Origin of the sequence: Rahnella rivi (assembly GCF_019049655.1) — a bacterium.
Classification (GTDB): Bacteria; Pseudomonadota; Gammaproteobacteria; order Enterobacterales; family Enterobacteriaceae; genus Rahnella; species Rahnella rivi.
This window is the reverse complement of the sequence record NZ_JAFMOX010000053.1, coordinates 1-20146: the sequence shown is the minus strand read 5'-3', so window position 1 is coordinate 20146 and position 20146 is coordinate 1. Positions and strand designations below refer to the sequence as shown.

At 46.8% G+C, this 20146-nt stretch carries 24 protein-coding genes and 1 pseudogene; 12 read left to right on the top strand and 13 right to left on the bottom strand.

The annotated features are described in order from the left end of the window. Positions 1-82: 82 nt before the first annotated feature. The 7 genes from tcyN to J1779_RS07495 form a co-directional block, all read right to left on the bottom strand. Complete coding sequence (gene tcyN / locus J1779_RS07525) at positions 83-835, bottom strand: L-cystine ABC transporter ATP-binding protein TcyN (protein WP_056769950.1); 753 nt, start codon at positions 833-835, stop codon at positions 83-85. Further along, positions 832-1500 (bottom strand): cystine ABC transporter permease, encoded by a 669-nt coding sequence (tcyL, locus tag J1779_RS07520; RefSeq protein WP_056769946.1) that lies wholly within the window; start codon positions 1498-1500, stop codon positions 832-834. Before tcyL ends, tcyN begins: the two co-directional genes overlap by 4 nt. Before the next feature lie 77 nt (positions 1501-1577). Continuing rightward, the gene (tcyJ, locus tag J1779_RS07515; protein WP_056769944.1) at positions 1578-2378 is read right to left on the bottom strand and encodes a cystine ABC transporter substrate-binding protein; all 801 of its coding nucleotides are present in this window, start codon (positions 2376-2378) and stop codon (positions 1578-1580) included. 176 nt (positions 2379-2554) lie between these two features. Further along, positions 2555-3565 (bottom strand): D-cysteine desulfhydrase, encoded by a 1011-nt coding sequence (locus J1779_RS07510; RefSeq protein ID WP_217203357.1) that lies wholly within the window; start codon positions 3563-3565, stop codon positions 2555-2557. Between the two features lie 177 nt (positions 3566-3742). Then, the gene (gene fliZ / locus J1779_RS07505) at positions 3743-4249 is read right to left on the bottom strand and encodes a flagella biosynthesis regulatory protein FliZ (protein WP_056769939.1); all 507 of its coding nucleotides are present in this window, start codon (positions 4247-4249) and stop codon (positions 3743-3745) included. A 54-nt stretch (positions 4250-4303) separates the two neighbouring features. Then, positions 4304-5026 carry an RNA polymerase sigma factor FliA gene (locus J1779_RS07500; RefSeq protein ID WP_056769937.1) on the bottom strand — a complete coding sequence of 241 codons (723 nt, stop codon included), beginning with the start codon at positions 5024-5026 and terminating at the stop codon, positions 4304-4306. A gap of 290 nt (positions 5027-5316) precedes the next feature. After that, positions 5317-6756 (bottom strand): flagellin N-terminal helical domain-containing protein, encoded by a 1440-nt coding sequence (locus J1779_RS07495; RefSeq protein WP_217203355.1) that lies wholly within the window; start codon positions 6754-6756, stop codon positions 5317-5319. 253 nt (positions 6757-7009) lie between these two features. On the opposite strand from J1779_RS07495, the gene fliD reads away from it, so the two are divergent. The 5 genes from fliD to J1779_RS07470 all read left to right on the top strand — a co-directional run bounded on the left by fliD (position 7010) and on the right by J1779_RS07470 (position 10600). Then, the gene (fliD, locus tag J1779_RS07490; protein ID WP_217203353.1) at positions 7010-8437 is read left to right on the top strand and encodes a flagellar filament capping protein FliD; all 1428 of its coding nucleotides are present in this window, start codon (positions 7010-7012) and stop codon (positions 8435-8437) included. Positions 8438-8448: 11 nt separating this feature from the next. Further along, the gene (gene fliS, locus J1779_RS07485; protein ID WP_217203351.1) at positions 8449-8886 is read left to right on the top strand and encodes a flagellar export chaperone FliS; all 438 of its coding nucleotides are present in this window, start codon (positions 8449-8451) and stop codon (positions 8884-8886) included. Next, positions 8861-9223 (top strand): flagella biosynthesis regulatory protein FliT, encoded by a 363-nt coding sequence (gene fliT / locus J1779_RS07480; RefSeq protein WP_122095064.1) that lies wholly within the window; start codon positions 8861-8863, stop codon positions 9221-9223. Before fliS ends, fliT begins: the two co-directional genes overlap by 26 nt. Positions 9224-9576: 353 nt before the next feature. Further along, positions 9577-10281: a helix-turn-helix transcriptional regulator gene (locus J1779_RS07475; RefSeq protein WP_238485097.1), complete on the top strand. Its 705-nt coding sequence runs from the start codon at positions 9577-9579 to the stop codon at positions 10279-10281. Between the two features lie 142 nt (positions 10282-10423). Next, positions 10424-10600 (top strand): GhoT/OrtT family toxin, encoded by a 177-nt coding sequence (locus J1779_RS07470; RefSeq protein WP_013575783.1) that lies wholly within the window; start codon positions 10424-10426, stop codon positions 10598-10600. Positions 10601-10666: 66 nt separating this feature from the next. Here the strand turns inward: J1779_RS07470 and J1779_RS07465 are convergent, their stop codons facing one another. Continuing rightward, a complete protein-coding gene (locus tag J1779_RS07465; RefSeq protein WP_072158030.1) occupies positions 10667-10825 on the bottom strand; it encodes a YqaE/Pmp3 family membrane protein in 159 nt (52 codons plus the stop codon). A gap of 68 nt (positions 10826-10893) precedes the next feature. Further along, positions 10894-11148, bottom strand: a complete 255-nt coding sequence (locus J1779_RS07460; protein ID WP_056769914.1) for a hypothetical protein — start codon at positions 11146-11148, stop codon at positions 10894-10896. Between the two features lie 407 nt (positions 11149-11555). On the opposite strand from J1779_RS07460, the gene J1779_RS07455 reads away from it, so the two are divergent. Next, a complete protein-coding gene (locus J1779_RS07455) occupies positions 11556-11831 on the top strand; it encodes a hypothetical protein (RefSeq protein ID WP_056769912.1) in 276 nt (91 codons plus the stop codon). Positions 11832-11921: 90 nt separating this feature from the next. On the opposite strand, the gene J1779_RS07450 is transcribed toward J1779_RS07455, so the two are convergent. After that, positions 11922-12191: a hypothetical protein gene (locus tag J1779_RS07450; RefSeq protein WP_056769909.1), complete on the bottom strand. Its 270-nt coding sequence runs from the start codon at positions 12189-12191 to the stop codon at positions 11922-11924. Between the two features lie 142 nt (positions 12192-12333). Here J1779_RS07450 and J1779_RS07445 point away from each other — a divergent pair, with 142 nt between their 5' ends. Then, positions 12334-12534, top strand: a complete 201-nt coding sequence (locus tag J1779_RS07445; protein WP_056769906.1) for a DUF7736 domain-containing protein — start codon at positions 12334-12336, stop codon at positions 12532-12534. Positions 12535-12602: 68 nt separating this feature from the next. Here J1779_RS07445 and J1779_RS07440 read toward each other — a convergent pair whose 3' ends face one another. After that, positions 12603-12776, bottom strand: a complete 174-nt coding sequence (locus J1779_RS07440) for a hypothetical protein (RefSeq protein WP_162997812.1) — start codon at positions 12774-12776, stop codon at positions 12603-12605. Between the two features lie 329 nt (positions 12777-13105). Here J1779_RS07440 and J1779_RS07435 point away from each other — a divergent pair, with 329 nt between their 5' ends. Then, the gene (locus J1779_RS07435; protein ID WP_122095616.1) at positions 13106-13570 is read left to right on the top strand and encodes a GNAT family N-acetyltransferase; all 465 of its coding nucleotides are present in this window, start codon (positions 13106-13108) and stop codon (positions 13568-13570) included. A gap of 48 nt (positions 13571-13618) precedes the next feature. Here the strand turns inward: J1779_RS07435 and J1779_RS07430 are convergent, their stop codons facing one another. Beyond that, positions 13619-13858 (bottom strand): hypothetical protein, encoded by a 240-nt coding sequence (locus tag J1779_RS07430; RefSeq protein WP_056771880.1) that lies wholly within the window; start codon positions 13856-13858, stop codon positions 13619-13621. 114 nt (positions 13859-13972) lie between these two features. Beyond that, positions 13973-14878 carry a bestrophin family protein gene (locus J1779_RS07425; RefSeq protein WP_056771877.1) on the bottom strand — a complete coding sequence of 302 codons (906 nt, stop codon included), beginning with the start codon at positions 14876-14878 and terminating at the stop codon, positions 13973-13975. 670 nt (positions 14879-15548) lie between these two features. Here J1779_RS07425 and J1779_RS07420 point away from each other — a divergent pair. The 4 genes and pseudogenes from J1779_RS07420 to J1779_RS07405 form a co-directional block, all read left to right on the top strand. Beyond that, a complete protein-coding gene (locus J1779_RS07420; RefSeq protein ID WP_217203349.1) occupies positions 15549-17759 on the top strand; it encodes a phosphoglycerol transferase I in 2211 nt (736 codons plus the stop codon). A gap of 812 nt (positions 17760-18571) precedes the next feature. Continuing rightward, a complete protein-coding gene (locus J1779_RS07415) occupies positions 18572-18931 on the top strand; it encodes a GtrA family protein (protein WP_217203347.1) in 360 nt (119 codons plus the stop codon). Beyond that, entirely contained in the window at positions 18931-19848 is a 918-nt protein-coding gene (locus J1779_RS07410) for a glycosyltransferase family 2 protein (protein ID WP_217203344.1), read from the top strand. Before J1779_RS07415 ends, J1779_RS07410 begins: the two co-directional genes overlap by 1 nt. Then, a pseudogene (locus J1779_RS07405) lies at positions 19849-20146 on the top strand (hypothetical protein); the annotation flags it as partial.

Sequence of the window (20146 nt, the reverse complement as noted above, 5' to 3'; positions counted from 1 at the left end):
TTTAAAGAGCCCGGGATTCTCAAGGGTGGTGGCGACGGACCACCCTTGAGGCCGGTTTGGGCGGCAGCCCAAGGTCTTGAATTTAATGTGCCAGAAACTTCTCCAGAAACTGCTTAGTCCGCGCATGCTGCGGATTCGAAAACAACTCCTTCGCTGGCCCCTGCTCGACGATCTTCCCCTGATCCATAAAGATCGCCCGATCAGCAACGTCTCGCGCAAAGCTCATTTCATGGGTGACGATCACCATCGTGCGGTGCTCGAGCGCCAGGGCGCGGATTGTGTTGAGCACTTCGCCAACCAGTTCCGGGTCGAGGGCTGAGGTCGGTTCGTCGAACAAAATGACTTCAGGCTCCATCGCCAGTGCGCGGGCTATCGCCACACGTTGTTGCTGGCCGCCCGATAAACGGCGCGGATAAGCATCCTCTTTGCCGCTCAGGCCGACTTTCTCCAGCAGCTTGCGCGCGGCGGCTATCGCTTTCTCTTTCGGTTCACCCTTCACGATGACCGGCCCTTCAATGATGTTTTCCATCACGGAACGGTGCGGGAACAGATTGAAGTTCTGGAAGACAAACCCGACCTGCTGACGCAGTTCACGGACTTTGTTTTTTTGTTTGCTGATCGGCTTGTTGCCATCAATTTCGATGTTGCCCACTTTGATGGTGCCGCCGTCCGGCTCTTCCAGCAGATTGATACTGCGCAACAAGGTGGTTTTACCGGAACCGCTTGGGCCAATAATCGCCACAACTTCGCCAGCGTTGACCTGTAAATCGATACCGTGCAATACCGTTTGGCCGTTGAATTTCTTAGTCAGTTGCTTAACGTCAATGGTACTCATGAAGGCTCCTGATCCTGACGGTTAACGCGGTCTTCCAGACGGTTTTGCAGGAAGGATAATACGGTCGCCAGCACCCAGTAGATGATCGAGGCGGCCAGATACATGGTGAACACTTCCAGCGTGCGCGAGGTGACCAGTTGCGCCTGGCGGAACAGCTCCGGCACCTGAATGGTCGCCGCCAGTGAGGTGTCTTTCACCAGACCGATAAAACTGTTGCCCAGCGGCGGCAGCGCGGTGCGGGCGGCCTGCGGTAAAATCACGCGGCGCAGCGTCTGCCACGGGTTCATGCCGATACTGGCAGCAGCTTCCCACTGCCCTTTTTCGATCGACGAAATCGCCGCACGCAGGGTTTCAGAGGTGTAAGCCGCGGTATTAAGCGACAGGCCGATCATGGCAGCCGGAATAGGATCCAGCTCAATGCCAAACTGCGGCAGGCCGTAGTAAATCATAAACAGTTGCGCGATAAGCGGCGTACCACGAAATACGGACACGTAAAAACGTGACAGCCATGACAGCGGCCAGAAACGCGAAAGGCGCATCAGCGCCAGCATAAAGCCCAGTAATAACCCGAAAATCATCCCGCCGAGACTCAGCTGGAGCGTAAACAGGGTGCCCTTCAATAAAAATGGTGCTGAATCCAGCACCAGTTGAATACTTTCTTGCATCCGATAAAGACCTTCTGGATGTTTGCTCTGAATGGATCCGGGGCGGTGTGATGCGCCGCCCCGGTCATCGTGAGCGATTATTTGGTGACGTCAGCCCCGAACCATTTTTCAGAAATCTTGGTCAGTGAGCCGTCTTTCTGCATATCAGCAATGGCTTTGTTAATCGCAGCCAGCAGTTCCGGGTTGTTCTTACGCAACGCCACGCCTGCTTCCAGACGGGAGAACGGCGCACCCGCAACGGCTAAGGTATTGCCGGTTTTCTTGACCAGATCCAGCGCGGCCAGACGGTCCACCAGAATGGCATCGATACGGCCTACGCGCAGATCCTGGTATTTTGTCGGGTCATCATCATAGGTACGGATATCCACGCCCTGAACATTTTCACGCAACCACTGCTCGTAGTTACTGCCCAGACCCACGCCTACTTTCTTACCTTTCAGATCTTCAGGTTTAGCAAAATTGGCCTCATTGCCTTTTTTGGTCAGCGCCTGAATGCCGGAAACGGTGTACGGCGTGGAGAAATCATATTTCTTCTGACGCTCCGGGGAAATCGTCACCTGGTTAATCGCCACGTCGATACGTTTTGATTCCAGGGAAGCCAGCATACCGTCCCACTTGGTCGGTTGCAGCTTGGCTTTCACGCCCATGTGCTGCGCCAGCGCATCTGCAAATTCCACTTCAAAACCGGTCAGTTTGCCGTCTTCACCCTGAAAACTGAACGGAGGATAGGTGCCTTCCAGCCCGACGATCAGCGTGCCGCGCTCTTTAACTTTCTTCAGTAAACCTTCATCGGCGAAGCTGTTGCTGACCATACCGGCAGTCAGCGAGACGGCGACAGCACCCAGAAGTAAACGACGACGCAGTGTAGAAAAAATCATATTCACCTCATTTATAGTTAATTATAAAACGTTATATACCCAATGAATTTGCGCACAGTAGCACCCGCCGCAACAGTTATCAGGAATATAATTCTATAATCTTAGCTCAAAATGGAATAAGCACACGTTAAGCCATCAACACCCTCTTTTCCACCCATCACAACGATAAGTCATGCCTATACAAAAGGGTGATAAGCAAAGAGTGCCGGAGCCCCGCCGGTGTGAATAAACAGGATCGGGCCTTCGTCCGGGAACAATCCGCGCTCGATGCCGTCGAGCAGCCCCGCCATCGCTTTGCCGGTGTAAACCGGATCAAGTAACATCGCTTCCTGTTCTGCCAGCAGTTTGATCGCCGCCATCCCGGCGTCATTAGGCTCACCGTAGCGCGGCGCAAAATACTCATCCCATAAAACAATCGTTGGCGATGTGTCGTCAAACTCTAAACGGGCCGCCACTTCACGCGCAATGGCCTCGACTTTCGGACGTTGCTCATGCGCCTTACGTGACACTGTAACGCCAATCAGTGCTGTGTCCGGCATCAGATGGCTGAGGGCGACCGCCAGCCCTGCGTGAGTTCCGGCGCTGCCGGAGGCAACTACGACGGCGCTGAAATCCACAAAACTGGCCGAGGACTGCTCGGCGATTTCCAGCGCACACTGAACATATCCGAGCGCACCCAGCGCGTTCGAGCCGCCCACCGGCACGATGTACGGACGAAAACCCTGGGCTTCCAGACGCTCTGCCTGCTCTGCCAGCTGCGCCATCGGGTCGTGCAACGCATCGCACATCACCACTTCGACGTTAAACAGATCCAGCAACAGACGGTTGCCATTGGTCAGATAGTTAGCTTCTTGCGTGCCGATAGGATTTTCCAGCAGCGCCACGCATTTCAGGCCAAGCTTCGCCGCCACGGCGGCGGTCTGACGAACGTGGTTAGACTGGATCGCGCCTGCGGTGACTAACGTATCCGCGCCTTCTGCCAGCGCATCGGCCACCAGATATTCCAGTTTTCTCAGCTTGTTACCGCCCATCGCCAGCGGAGTGACGTCATCACGTTTGATGTAAATATCGCGCCCCAGATGTTCTGAGAGGCGGTGTAATTTCTCCAGCGGGGTGCTGTTACCCAGTAAATCGAGACGATCAAAGGCATCCAGCCGGTTTTTAAGCAATGAAATTTTAGCAGGCACAATGTTCCCCTGACGCGCAGCCGCATCGCTGAGCGAAACCGTAAATGTGGATTATTAGGATATGAAAGGAGCGTAATGATGAAGTATATAAAGAATGTATACAAACTGTAGACAAAAAAACAGGCTCCCGGAGGAACCTGTTTGTGGTGTTACTTCGTCAGTCTGTGCTGAACAGTCTCAGGCTGATTTCTGCCAGGCCAGATACTGATCGTATTTGCGCAAGGCAATACGGTAGTTATCATGCGCCGCCACCGGCAGATCACTGATGATCCGCTGGTGGATACTGTCCCCTTTCAGTTTATCGAGAGGATAGTTATTGGCAGACAGGATGTCATCCAGACGGCGGAGGCGGACAACATATTCGCGCACCGTGCTGTGATTCATTTCAGTCTGTTCAAACAGATATTGCTTAAACGCCATAATGTCAAAATACGACGAATGGCTGTTACAGCTAATCTCACTGCAAAAACGACACAGAGCGGTCAGTTCTTGCGACAGGTTTTGCCACACGTCATCATCAATAGGCTGGTCCATCTTAGCGATGGCCTCTTTATTAATGATTTGCCCGCGAAACACCAGCGCCATCCTGTCGAGTTCTTTTGCGCACTGTGAGCAGTGAGTCTGACTGTGTTTAAAATCTTTAAGATAACGGCTTAAAGGCCTTGTTTTGATTCCCGCTGGCATAAATTTATTCCTGATAAGGGACATAAAATGTATAACCGGCCAGGAAAAAGCGGATCAGTGGTCGTTAGCCAGGCGCGTTCGCAATCGCTTAATCGCCTGACTGTGCAGCTGGCTTACGCGGGATTCCCCGACCTCCAGCACTGCCCCGATCTCTTTTAAATTCAACTCTTCCTGGTAGTAAAGCGTAAGAACTAACTTTTCCCGTTCTGGTAACGCATCGATAGCTTCCATCACCCGGTGGCGTAAATTGCCCTCCAACAGATGATGTAACGGGTTGGCCTCTTCGTGCCCTTCCATCAATGCCTCGGCTGAATCGCCGTGCTCTTCACGCCACTCGTCATAAGAAAACAACTGGCTGCTGTTCGTATCCATCAGTATTTGCCGGTATTCCTCGATGGGAATATCCAGCGCCTGCGCCACCTCTCCTTCACTCGGTGGTCGCCCTAAACGTTGTTCTGCGTGATGCATCGCCTGGGAGACTTCACGCGCATTGCGTCTGACGCTGCGCGGCACCCAGTCGCGGCTGCGCAGCTCATCGAGCATCGCCCCGCGAATTCGCTGGACAGCGTAAGTGGTAAACGCCGTACCCTGCATTGCATCAAAACGCTCAACCGCATTTAACAGGCCGATGCCCCCCGCTTGCAGTAGATCATCAAGCTCTACGCTGGCGGGAAGCCGTACCTGCAAACGCAGGGCTTCATGGCGCACCAGCGGTACATAGCGCTGCCACAAAGAATTTTTGTCTATCACGCCGTCGGCGGTATACAGATCGCTCACTGTCGTAACCTGTAAAATTAAGGGTCTGTATCATTGTGACAGTGGAAACCCTGTTCAATCGGCAGAATAAGGACAAAAAAGCGCGGCTATTTTGATTATGTCTCGAACATTGTCCTCGCGGCACCCTTTTGTACGCCGCTCACAATAGCTCATTTTGTGATCAAAACATAAAGATTATCCTAAATTATACCAGCCGGCGCGAAGAAGGGATTCAGAATAATCGTAAGTTTTGGTTAAAAAAAACCCCGCCGAGGCGGGGTTGGACTGTGTTTTTCGGGTTATCCGAAAAATTAGCCTTGCAGCAGGGACAGTACGGACTGTGGAACCTGGTTAGCTTTGGACAACACTGAAGTACCAGCCTGTTGCAGGATCTGCGCTTTAGACATTGCAGAAACTTCAGTCGCGTAGTCAGCATCCTGAATACGGCTCTGTGCAGACTGCAGGTTGGTAGTGGTGTTTGCCAGGTTAGTGATAGCAGAATCGAAACGGTTCTGAATAGCACCCAGTGAAGAACGGAAATTATCGACTTTGCTAATTGCTGCGTCGATCGCTGCCAGCGGATCAGTAGTAGAGGTTTTGATTGAAGTCAGAGTCTGAGTTTTCAAGTCAGCACCATCCAAATCATCAGCTTTGTAAGTTTTGGTATTTTCGCCTGTACCAACTGTTACAACCTCAGTAAGACCATCAGTTCCGCCCAGTGTAACATTTGCTCCGGTTACTGCAGTACCGCTAGCATCTGTATAATCAATGGTTTTAGCTTTTACAACACCGTTAGTTACATCTGCTGCATACAATTTGTTATCAGTACCCTTAAGTGCATAAGCGGTATCTCCTGAAGCATTAGTAACTTGATACAGTTTTGCACCAGTAATAGCAGTTACAGATGCATCAGTCATATCGATAGCTTTGTTAACAGTAACTGAAGTCTGAGCCGTTGAATCAGTAACTTTAACAGAGGATTGATCTGTAATTTTAGAACCAACGGTTACCGCACCCGTACCATTATCGATAGTTACTGAATAATACCCTTTATCTGAAGCAGTAGTAGCTGCTGTCATATTGGCATAATAGCTGCCATCGTCTGCTTTAACAATTGAACCAGTACCACCAGGTGCAGCCGCAGCAATTGCAGCTGCAGTGCCGGTAAGAGTAACTGAAGTTGGGACTGTAGTCAGCGCTTTACCAGTAGAAACGTTAGCAGTTTGTACGTTGAGACCATTCAGACCAAGAGTGTTAGAGTCGATTTTCTGCAGGTCAATGTCGATAGTTTCGCCATCGTTAGAACCTACCTGAATTTTCATGGTCTGGTTTGAAGCTAATACTTTCACACCGTTGAACTGAGTCTGACCAGATACGCGGTCAATTTCGTCCAGACGGGAAGTGATTTCATCCTGGATTGAAGACAGGTCGGAATCAGAGTTGGTGCCGTTAGCAGCCTGAACAGACAGCTCACGAATACGTTGTAAGTTGTTGTTGATTTCGCTCAATGAGCCTTCAGTGGTCTGCGCAACGGAGATACCGTCGTTGGCGTTACGTGAAGCCTGAGTCAGACCGTTGATGTTAGAAGTGAAACGGTTAGCAATTGCCTGGCCCGCTGCATCGTCTTTCGCGCTGTTGATACGCAGACCGGAAGACAGACGCTCGATAGCGGTGCTGAGTGCGGACTGGGATTTGTTCATGTTGTTCTGAGTCATCAGAGACAGCGTGTTGGTATTGATAACTTGAGCCATGAGTGTATTCCTTCAAATCTGGTTAAGGGTTCGGGCTTATTGCCCACGGCGTTCATCACCGTCCAAACTTGTATCGGCGCTTCACCCACAACCTTTAGAGATATTTCATAAAATTTCTCGATTTCTTACTTTGAGAATTACCCCTCCTTATACCGGCTATTCACGCCATTACTTTTTATTGTAATCCATTAAACTTTTTCTCCGTCGTGCCGATAGGGCTTAAAGACTCTTATACAACTCGTAAAGGATACATATGGCCACTATATCTTCATTAGGTATCGGCTCAGGTCTGGATCTGTCCACCTTACTGGACAATATGACCACGGCAGAAAAAGCGCGTCTGACGCCAATCACTACCGCTCAAACCAGCTATAGCGCAAAACTAACTGCTTATGGAACTTTACAAAGTTCACTGCAGTCATTCGCTGATGCGACCGCTGCGCTAAACAGTGCAGATGTTTATGCGGCAACGACTGCCACATCAAGCAACTCTTCAGCTTTCACCGCTACTACTGCTGCAGGGGCAGCGGCTGGCAAATATACGGTGAATGTGACCACGCTGGCGCAGGCGCAGGTCTTAGTTTCAGGTACTGCGAAAGACACCAGTACTGCGTTGGGCGGTACATCCACTAATGGCACGCGCAGCCTCTCTATCACTCAGGGTGATGGCAAACCAGTCACAATTTCATTAACTGATGATCAAACCTCGCTGGCTGGCATGCGCGATGCCATTAATGGCGCTGATGCCGGGGTCACGGCCAGTATCCTTAAAGTATCCGACGGTAGTTATCAGCTCATTGTTTCTGCTGACGATACAGGTACAGATTCAAAAATGACGATCGCCGTAACTGGCGACGACACTCTCAATAAATTTATTGGGTATGACTCTGCGACTAACACAGGCGGAATGACTCAAAACGTTGAAGCCAAAAATGCTCAACTCAGTGTTAACGGGATTGCACTGGAACGTCAAAGCAACACAGTGACCGATGCACCAGAGGGCATCACGCTGAACTTGCTGGCAACAACTGATAGCGCAGCGACCCTGACCGTTAAGAAAGATACCAGTGACGCCAGCACCAAGATTCAGGCGTTTGTTACTGCTTATAATGCGCTGCAAACTACGTTTTCTAATCTGACCAAATACACCGCAGTTGACAGTAATACAGCAACCCAGGACACCAGCAATGGCGCGTTGTTGGGTGATAGCGCCCTGAGAACCATCCAGACTCAATTGAAATCAGCGGTTTCCTCTGCGTTTAATTCAAATGGGATAAGTACGCTTTCAAGCATTGGTATCACGACAGATCCAGATACAGGCAATCTTGAAGTTGATAGCACTAAGCTTGATAAAGCGTTATCTGACAACACCAGTGATGTAAAAGCGATGCTGCTTGGCAACGGTACAACGACAGGCGTTATTACAAAGCTAAATAATCTCAATGTTTCCTATCTCGATTCAGATACCGGAACTATTGCGAATGCGAAAACTGCGGTTAATACCACGCTCAAAAGTTTGACTGAGCAGTACAACAAAGTGAACACCAGCATCAACACCACCATTGCCCGTTATAAAACGCAGTTCACTGCGCTTGACGTTGCGATCCAGAAGCTCAACAGCACGGCGGATTATCTGACCAAGCAGTTCGATGCGATGTCCACGTCCAGTTCAAGTTCGTAAGGAAGAAGATTATGTATAACGCTAAAGGAACCCAGGCCTACGCACAGGTAGGTTTAGAAAGTGGCGTAATGAGTGCCAGCCCACATCAGTTAGTGGTGATGTTATTTGACGGGGCGCGCAGCGCCCTTATCCGTGCCGGCATTTTTATGCAGCAGGGAAATATTGCCGATAAAGGCAAAGCACTCTCCAAGGCCATTAATATTATCGACAGCGGACTGAAAGCCGGAATGAGCCGTGAGAAAGGCGATCCTGATTTAGTGGATAATCTGGAAGCGCTCTATTCCTATATGGTTCGTCGTTTATTACACGCTAATTTACACAACGACCAAGAAGCCATCATGGAAGTGCTGGGCTTACTTGAAAATATAGCCGATGCCTGGCGGCAAATCGGCCCAAACTATCACCCGTCGCAGGACCACTATAATGGATCAACATCAGTATCTGGTTAATGAATATCAACTGATCCTGACTTTAAGCGAGCAGATGTTGCGGCTGGCGAAAGAAGAGAAATGGGATGAGCTGGTCGAGCTCGAAGTCAGTTATCTGAAGGCCGTGGAAGCGACCACCACGTTGCCGGTATCAGAAAGCACATCAATGGTTATCCAGTATGAAGTACGCCGATATTTGCGTCAGATTCTGGACAATGAAAATACCATTAAAACGTTATTACAAGCGCGGATGAATCAACTGACCGAGCTGATTGGACAGTCGACAAGACAACAACAAGTGAATATGACTTACGGAAAGATAGATCTCCGTTCGATCGCGTTTGGCGATCGCCAATAATTATTACTTTTGTTTTATTTTATATTGTTCTATTTTATCTAATATTTCTTGTACATACTAAGGTTTCAGAGGCAGAGAGCACACGGCTGCCAGGGCTAATGCTCTCTGTCTCCTTCCCTGACTTTCGCCTCAACCGGTGACCGGTTTGTATTAGTAACAAAGTCGCGCAACGTTTGTTTATTACAGACAGCAGGTCGCCGTCGTCGTCATATTCGGGCATCATCAACATGGTACGTAAAATAAAAGTCACCCCAGGAATAGGATCGACCTCGTTGCTTATTCAGCACAGTGAACTTTTTATTCAAGATGTGTATATCGACAAACCGCAATTACTCCTGATTCAAAATGGAAGTATGACGATAACTTACCAGGATCAGGAAATTTCGCTGCAAACAGGTGAAATGCTGGTGCTCAACAGCGGGCAAACGCTGGGTCTGAAACATCAGTTATCCGATAACGGCCCGTTCAGCTGCGCCATCATGGCATGGGATCCGACGCTGCTGGCCGATGCCGGCCTGCACACTCAGGCATTTAAACCGCCACTGATTACCGTCGATCATATGCAGGTGATCCCCCACGTCCCCAGCGCCTTCAAACAAAGTTTCACCGATACCCATAACGCCATTTTGTGGCATCACGGCCTGCCTGCGCCGATCACCCGCCACCGGATGCTGGAGCAATTATTATGGCTGTCACAACTCGGTGTGCGCTATTCCCTGCATCACAGCGAAAGCGTGACCCAGCGGGTGCGTGAACTGCTGGTGAATAATCTGCATAAAACCTTCACAGCGGCAGAGGTGGCGGAACAGCTGATGATGAATGAGGTGATGCTGCGACGCCGTCTGGCGGCGGAAAACAGCGTATTGCGCAATGTGATGATAGACGTGCGTATGACGCATGCCCTGCGCCTCTTGCAGTGCACGGATCTGGCGATTTCACACATCGCGCATCAGGTCGGGTATGAAAGCGGCTCACGCTTTGCAGAACGCTTTCGCAAACGTTTCGGTTTCGCGCCTACCGCCATCCGCGGGCATTTGCGCGCCTTGTCAGTACACTGATCCAGCACAAGTCATGTTCAATAACAATTGATGTCAAATGCTCACAACGCAAATCCATGCGTAACATCACACAATAATTGATTACCAGATGTTAACGGATTACCATACCCGCCGGTTTTTTGTGAATGGTCAGGGGTTGGTTGTGCATGTTTGGTGGGAAGTGATTAAAACGATTTACTGGGGCGGGCTGGGTATCGCCGTGCTGTTCACCCTGCTGGTGAGCCGCGATACGATTAAGATCAGATTGTTAACGTCAGGCATTATTGGATTTACCTGGCCGATGAGCCTTCCGGTGGTACTTCTCTTCTCTCTGTTCTGACCTTCCAAAAAGAAAACCCGGCATTCACCGGGTTTTCAGAAACATACTTTTTGAATCTGTGTGCTGTTATTTGCGCGTCTGAACCCAAAAACCGTGGATCAGACCCGGGAAGTAGCCCAGCAAAGTCAGTAAAATGTTCAGCAGAAATGCCCCGCCGAAACCGTTACCTATCAATACGCCTAATGGCGGCACCAGAATGGTGATCAATACTCTCCAGAATCCCATTTTTTATCTCCCTTTGGTCATGATGTTAATGATAGCCCAGCATGGATATTGCAGACATAAGAAGAAACCTAATTGATCAGTTCGAGCATCACTTCCACATCACGCCGGGTCTTTTCCAAAATCTCCACATCACCCTGACGGTATTCTGCATCGCTCACCTGATGGATCTGGCGCATCTGCCATCTCACCTGATTTTTCTGCTCTTCGGTCATGCTCCGGCACATCACAATAATAAAATTGCGCAGCATCAGATGTTGCATAGCCGTTTCTTCAACGTGTTTATTGACCGACATGACCAAATCGACAACCTGATTCTCTGCCATTGCTGTTCCTGCTGGAGTGAAAGATTCAACAGCGCCACAGTAGCATGACGGATCCCGCGGCAATGCCGGTAGCTGAGACGATTAACCCCGCTAATTCGGCGCGTAGAATTTACCGGCGATATCGAAACCTACAAGAAAAAAACCGGCAATTTCAGCAGCCTGAACGGTTTAAAACACATCACAAAAATCATCTAAAAATAAAAAAGTGATTCTCATCACATTTCGGCGTTTTTCTCGGCCCAATGCTGTGATCTACTCTATAGTTTACGTATAAAAAAATAGGATGTCCGGGCGGTACGTTATGCCTCTTGTTGTCTCTCTTGTTTTGCTTTTTGGGTACGAAAATCCAGGTAGATCCCTTGTAGTCAGGACAATTACCCCATCATATTTGGGGTTCAGGAGGCAGTATGTCGGAATATCATTATTTACTGGTTGGCGGAAGCCGCGACGGACAACGGCATGTTGATGCGTGCCATCAGTTCTCGTTGTGTTTCTGGGAAGATGCATCACAGCACAGGGATCGTGAGTTTTACGGAAAGCGTAACGAACGTTACAAAGTGAATCCGGAGAAAGGCGTTGACGGAAAATGGTATCTGGTCGGTTATTGTGGCAGTTGCTCGAAAATTCCTGCCGATGAACTGACAAACCAGGCACACACCAAACACGTTAAGCCAATGATGTAACTGCGGTTATATCAGATGTAACGAGTGAGAAGTAAAGAGTAAGCAGTCCCTTAAGACCCCGCCCTGAAAGCGGGGTTTTGTTTTTCCGGTTCAGGAGGCAGTCCCCTGAATATTACCTGCAAAGAACGCCACCTGCCCGCCCAGCTTAAAATGCCCCTCCTCGTGCCCTTGCCGGCCAAGCGGGGCAATACGCACAATCTCCCCTTCAAATTCGCCGTCCAGAATACGGGTGATCGCCACATCCAGCTGATAGCTGGCAGGATGCACGCCCACCGGGAACGTGAGTAATTTCACACGATCACCCACCTCAAAACGGGTTAACAGCGGCAAAGGTGCCTGTTCGAATAAGTCCTGATCCATCGGTGACTCCTTGTTTTTCAGTAGGATTAATTAGAGGATAGGCCATGTTGCGACGTTTTGCAGAAACCCGGCGTGAGGCACTTCTCTCTTTTAACAACTTTTCAGAAAACGCTTTTCAGACACTCAGCGTAAGGAACGTAACGTGACCAAATTGACACCCCAGCAATGCATCATCCTGACCGGTTTTACCGGCATTCTGCACGGAGAGTTTGAATGGTTTCACGAGGACCTGGAAAAACGTCTGGGTCGCGATGTACAGACCTCAGAACTGGGTTATCCGGAGTTTATTCAGGAATGCCGGGAATTGTACGAGGAGGATTTTAACGCGCTGATGCCGGACTGACGGCGGTAAAGCAGAACGTGGGTGAGAGGCCGGGCGGGCAGCAACGTGCGCCCTGCCCGGCCATGCAGTTAAGGTTTTATTATCCCGCGAATATAGTTCTCATTCACTTTGATAACATTACCTGTCTCCACATTCATCACCTGATATTGCACGGGTGATACCTCAGTCAAAATTGCGACAACTTCAAACAAACCTGGTGTAAAAGTAAGCGTGACAAAAACGCCAACAGGATAGACGGTCATGATTTTATCCTTTATTCAAACACTTATAACGTGTTTCATTTATCTCACAGCGCCATTTTAACGTGAATTACTCACCGTGAGTTATTGCATTATATCCGTTTATTACAGTGGAAGAATATGAGGTAAAAGAGACGGGTAAGACAGATAAAATGCTCATGATTTGATCAATTCAGATAACTCTGACAGACGTGGCGAAGAGTTCCTCTTATATGACTGTTTTCTTACATTCACCTGTCCGACACTCCGACCGCTCTCCTGCCAGTCCCTTGTTTTCGGTGCGATTTCAGTTAAGAATATAAATCCATAATGTTGCAATGAGAGCCCACGCCGTGAGTGCCCAGATTTTCGAAACCGATGTCGCCCACCCGCATTTAGCCCGTCTTATCGCCGAACTGGATGCTTACCAGTACCCGCTCTACCCGCCAGAATCCTTTTACGGGGTCAACATCACGGAGCTCAGTGAAGGGGAAATCACCTGTTTTATGGCGCGCGTCGATGATGACTGGGCGGGTTGCGCCTGTCTGTACATCTCCAAAAATAGCATTGCGGAAATGAAACGGGTGTACGTGAATCCGCTGTTTCGCGGGCAAGGTGTTGCCTCGTTGCTGATCGAGGCCATGGAGAAAAAGCTCAAAACGCTGGGGCATAAAGATCTGTATTTAGAAACCGGCGTGTTTCAGGAAAAAGCCATCACGCTGTATGAAAAACTCGGGTATGCACGCACGGAGGCATTTGGCGACTACCGGCAGGCACCGGATCCGCTCAGCGTGTTTATGATGAAAACGGTGGCGTAGCAAAGTGCTCCATAACACTGTCAGCATGGCAGTGTTATGGAGACTGTATCACATCAGTACGTTGCTTTTGGTGGCAGGCAGGTCATTGGAGGGAATGACCCATTTCTTGAGTGTGATAATAAAAAAATTCTTACCCTTGGTGATTTTCGCACCGCGGTCGCCGCATTCCAGCGCGAGTTTAAAAAACTCATCACTGTTAATACTAAAAGCCAGTTCGACTTTTTTTACCATACCGGAATTCAGCAGGTCTTCGGCTTCGTGCAGGGATTTGGCCTGAATGACTGACATAAATACCTCGAGATAGCTGACGGACATTGTGAAGTTGCCCGTCTACGCTATTTCATTTTTGTTGCGTATTTATGACAGTCTTATGAATATTGGCAGAACCGTGACACAGACAAATTAAGTCAGACGGTAATGCGCATCCGGCATCGGCGTGTCCGGCAGCTGCGTCTGGTTATTCATCTCAAGTAAATTGATTTCAATGTTGGTGCACATCGCGTCCATCGGCAGATGGTTATTGGCGTAACCAAACGGCATCTCCAGCTCTTCGGCCAGCGTATCAAGAGAAAGGAACGTGTAGGAGATGAAGCCGGACACCAGCAGCGTCATGTAATGTAAGTCCACCACCAGCGCGAACGGCAGCAAACTGCAGAACAGATACACCGTGCGGTGCAACAGCAGCCCGTAAGCAAAAGGGATCGGCATACTGACAATACGCTCGCAGCCGCCGACGACCTGAGAAAGCTGTAACAGCGTGGTATCCATATGCGCATACACCACGTCCGACATCTCCCCGCTGCGCCGACGCTCCGCCAGCCACTGCGACAACCGCAATTGCACCATATTGGTCGGTGCGCGCCGTGAAAGAATATCCTCGGCATCCTCCCCGAGCAGACGCTCCAGATCGGGGCGGGGATCGCTGTGCCGCAGCTGATGTTTAAGGCTGTAGCAGAAAGCCAGCAGCAGTGCGGTAACCCGCGGCGCTTCACCGGGACACACTGCCATCATCTGACTTTGCAGCGTGCGACAGGCAATCAGTAACCCGCCCCACAGCTGACGCGCTTCGATATAACGCGAGTACGCTACACTATTTCTGAACCCCAAAAAGATCGCAATCGACACGCCGAGCAGGCTGAAAGGGGCAAGCGTCAGCTTCACGCCCAGCGTCTCATACCAGGGCAGGCAGAGAATGGCGGCCAGTGACATCAGCAGATTTAAACTCAGGCGGAACATAATGCTGGGCAGCACGGAGCCGTGCCAGACGAACAAACGCAGGAACCAGTGACGCGGTGGACGGATTATCATGTTAGACAGGTGCTTTTTGCAGGTGGGACCATTTTTTTGCGATTTTGGCAAATAAACCTGCACAAGCAAAGGACAATTTTGTGACACAGGTAACATTTTTTCTTGAATGGTCTACCAATCCATTACATTGAAATAATAACGCAACTAAATAATTTGCAACAATTCTTCACGGCAACTCAAGTTTTGCTCTGATATTGTCGATAATACAGGTGTGTAATTATTCTTAACCAAATATTTTTACGTTCGTCTGTAACATTCGAACAATAGTCTATGAACAGCAACCGAGAACTCATAGAAAAATGTCAACATTCTAGAAAGGAAATGAGCTTTGATATACCTAGTCCTCATCATAGCTTTTGTCGTTTTCATAGTTTGGTACGTACTGAGAGCGGCAGTGAAAGACATCGATAACGATTATTGATAGTTCTTGCATTGAACGCCCTTTGCTGTCGGTGCAATGTGGTTTGTCAGCACTCATTTATGCTTTTCAGTTTTTTCCATTCAGTCCCCCCTTTCTTCCCTTCTAAATTTGTAAGTTTCTAATACAGATTCCCTATGTATCTGAAAAATTCACATGCTTAAAATCTGCACAAATAATGCTTAACATTTATTTGATAAACAAAGTTGTGGCATACTGTCATAATTCCTTAACAAATGTTGAACCGCTAGAATGACTTACTCACTATTAGCTCTACTGATTTTATTCACAATTTCATCACCAAAACTCATAGTTACCAAAACAACTGTGACGATAGTCGCACTACTGGCCTTCGCCTTTTGGTATATATCAAATATGTTCACAGGCAACGGTGTTAATGACGCTGTCTTTTACCATTTACAAAACAGTTCAGAAGGTGTTTCAGTAGATGATCTCATCCCCAAAATTAAAGTTGCCTCTTTTTTTATAGTTATAATTTTAGTCCTTACAATCTACTGCATCCTTACCAAGCTTAAAAAAATAAAATCGCTAAATCTGCCAATGTCGTCCTTTTTATATTTGTTGGCACTTGCTTCTATTTTTTCCTCGTCATTTTCAATAAATATCTACAACGCAACGAAGGAATCTTTCTTAAGCAAGGGCAACCCAGAAGCAGTTAAAAACGAATATATTACCCCAGATAAAAATCTGGATAAAAAATATAACTATGTTTTCATCTATGCTGAAAGTTTAGAACGTACATTTCGTGATTTAGAAGGTGAAAATTACCTGCCAAACCTCAGTGCTCTGGCTGACAATTATGCAGACTTCACCAATATAATCCAACCAGCCAACAGGGGTTTTGGCTGGACAATGGCCGGCATGGTCAATACTCAGTGTGGTATACCCTTAGTCATGGCACAAGGAAATGCTGGGGGGAATTTATCAGAGTTTCTGAATAAAGCTAACTGTGTGGCGACATGGTTAACGAACCAGGGATATAACACAGAATTTCTTAGAGGTAGTGATAAGGAATTTGCAGGCGGTGATAAGTTCTTTTCGCAACATGGCTGGAACAGACAGGACGATCTTAATTACTTTGTCAGTAATGGTCTGGCGTCATCTGAACAAATAAGTAGTTGGGGGGTTCATGATGATGTTCTCCTTAATCATGCATGGATGGAATTTAATCGTCTGTCCAAATCCCAGCAACCCTTCCTTTTATCATTTCTGACTGTAAATACACACTCACCTGATGGCTTGTTCCTTTCCGACTGCAAAGATAAAGTTGGGATTAAGACAGACTACGCGATGTTATCTGCAGTTCAATGCTCTGACTATTTGCTTTCTGATTTCATAAAAAAAATAATAAACAGCCCATCTTTTGACAACACGATTATTGTTCTCGTATCAGATCATCTTATGATGGAAAATGATGCGAGCGCACTGCTCGATAAAAATAAAGACCTGAGAAGAAACAATTTCATCATCATTAAAAAGGGGCTTAAATCCTTAAAAAACAATACGGCCGGTACTTTGATGGATGTATGGCCTACGGTACTCGATATTTCTGGATCTGACACCAAATCTCTTGGCTTTGGCAGGAGTCTTAATAAAGATGAAGAAAACAAATATGTAGCTGATTATAAATCAGGGAAGAATGCGGACTACTTAGCCTTTGCTTCAAACTTATGGGGGGTAACATCCCTCAAAGACAAGACACTCCAATCTGGGGACAAGCTTCAGATAGGGTCGCAAAAGTTTTCACTACCCATTTACTCGCCGATAACTGAGGGCAAACTCAATTCATTGTGGTTTGAAGCCTTCGCAAAAAATATATTTAAAATAACCTCAGAAGACAACTCATTTTTCTATGCAAACGCCTGCAAAAACATAGGAATAGATGATAATGCCATATGTGGATACGTTGTTTCGCCAGAAAAAATCATAAAACTAAGAATCACCCCACAGGGCATAGTCTCGAGTAAACAGTCGAATTATCAGTCAATATTTTTCAAACGGGATATTGAAGGGATATCTTCAGCGCCTTACTTTATAGAAAGCGGTTTCTCCGCTTCCGGCACTAACAATAGTCTTCCAAGCGGAATCAATTTTCTCTCTCCGCAGGGCTTATCTTTTAAAGTCGAACAAAATTATCAGACTTGCACTGGTGCTGTAGTTGATGATAATGCGGTACAAAATATGATTAGAAAAAATAAAATTTCGATTATTGCTTCAAGTGATTCCATTATCTGTAGCAATGACAATGGTTATATAAGTCTTAATGGCGTATTAACGAGCGATGTATTTACGTCGGTACAATTTAGACAGCAAATTATCGGAGTGGTTAAGGATGGTAAAAGCGAATTCATCAAAGGTTTACCTGGTATTCCTTTAGATGCTTTTATTGATACAGGTAAAGGTCATCTGATAAGCGTATGCAAAGCGTTTGATGACTGCTGACACAGTGAATTAGCTTAATGGCCAACAAAAAGTTGGCCATCGCTATCATGAGTAAAATCAAGACAATCATAAATCATTATTCAAAAAACTGATTAGAGATAAATACAGTCCCCATGACAGATGATTAGACATTGTTCCATCCATGCCTGAAAGAATAAAAATCAAAGCATTTATTTAAAACAACCGGTTCCTCACTTGCACCGACACCTTCATCATATGAGGCTTAATATTCTGAAAATAAAGAATAACTCTTAAGAGCAGATAACATGCTGATAAGTAACCCAAACCAAAATTCGTTGCAGGATGGAGAATGTAAGTTCGCGTTGATTTTTTGCCTCAACCATGCCACATAGAATTTTCATGAACTCCGCAGAAAGAAATATTCAACGTCTTCATGGAACCCTACAATCTGTGACACTATCATCCGCAGCATCATCAGATAATCGATCCCCTGACTCAGCGACGCCGGCGCTTCAATCACATAGCTAACTAAATATCATACGCCTGGCCCAATCAAAACCTCAGCCATACTCTTTGTTGCGTTAAAAGAACACGTATATGCCCGGCTCTATTCTCTTCCTGGTCTGACCGCGGTACATCACATCAGAACCTAAATCCTTAGCAACCATAACTGACCCAGCAAAAAACTGTATATAAAAACAGCACAAGTCCAGACTTCTCATCATTTTAAGTGCTTGACAAAGTGTGGTTATTTCTAACCAGAAAAAAAAGTATTACAATTCTTTACGCATCCTTGCCTTAACCGTTACAGGTGCTAGGATCGACCAATCAATTTTTTTAAGACCAATCTAATGTTAAAAGTATTTTTAAAGTATGCAGTCGTAGGAGGCATGAACACGGCCTTACACTGGGTAACATTCGCAGTAGTTTTCTACTCCTCAAGCCATAACCAAATGCTGAGTAACTTCGCAGGTTTTTGCGTTGCAGTAACTTTCAGCTTTTTTGTAAATGCTAAATGGACTTTTCAGTCTGAGCATACAACCTCAAAATACTTCATGTATGTCGGCTTCATGGGGCTACTAGCCCTGGCGTGTGGATATCTTGCTGATAAAGCTTCCCTGAATCCGATCATCACCTTGTTAGGCTTCTCAGCAATAAGTCTTTTTGTAGGTTTTTTGTATTCTACATACGTTGTATTTAAGGAAGAATAATGAATATTTCGCTGGTTGTTCCCGTCTTCAATGAAGAAGACACCATACCGATTTTTTATAAAGAAGTGCGCGAATATGTAGAGTTTTCACAACATGTGGTTGAAATTGTTTTCATAAATGACGGAAGTAAAGACTCAACGGAGTCAATTATAAATGCGTTGGCCCTGTCTGATAAAAACGTAAAGGCCATTAACTTCACGAGAAACTTCGGCAAAGAGCCAGCTCTGTTTGCAGGACTTGAGCATGCCTCAGGTGATGCAGTTATTCCTATTGATGTTGACCTACAAGACCCAATCACCGTCATACCAGAACTAATAGAAAAATGGCTTGCAGGAGCAGACATGGTCCTAGCAAAAAGATTTGACAGATCAAGCGATGGTCATATCAAGCGCAAAACAGCTGAAATGTTCTATAAACTGCATAATAAAATCAGCACACCAAAAATTGAAGAAAATGTTGGCGATTTTAGACTTATGTCCCGTGAAGTTGTAGAAAATATAAAACTACTCCCCGAACGCAACTTATTTATGAAGGGTGTTCTTAGCTGGGTTGGGGGGAAAACTGACGTTGTACAATACCGGAGAGCTGAACGAGTTGCTGGGACTTCTAAATTTAACGGATGGAAGCTTTGGAACTTGGCTTTAGAAGGTATAACTAGTTTTTCAACATTTCCACTTCGGATGTGGACATATATTGGCTTGCTAGTAGCTGGATTTTCTTTCTTATACGGGGCATGGATGATATTTGATACTATCGCTTTTGGTAACCCAGTCAAGGGGTATACGTCCTTACTGGTATCTATTCTTTTCTTAGGAGGCATCCAACTTATCGGCATTGGCGTTCTAGGAGAATACATTGGAAGAATTTACACTGAGTCAAAACAAAGACCTCGTTACATCGTCAAAAAAGGCAAGTAAATGAACATCTCTACCAAACAGATTATTGCGTCTATTGCGATAGGAATCGTGATAGCTATAACATCCAGTTCGCTTTACATGGTTAACACAGGTGATTATTACAGATCTATATTTCCATTTATAGATAACATCAACCAGTTTACAAAAGACATCCCGCAATCATTCCCACTAAAGCCGGAAATTGATTCTATTTTTAGCTATGACTACATAAGCTCATACAGTTATTTGGTTTATACATATGCAATTATTATTAGTTTCTTTACTGACCATTTTAGCTTGTCGTTATACTCATCAATAT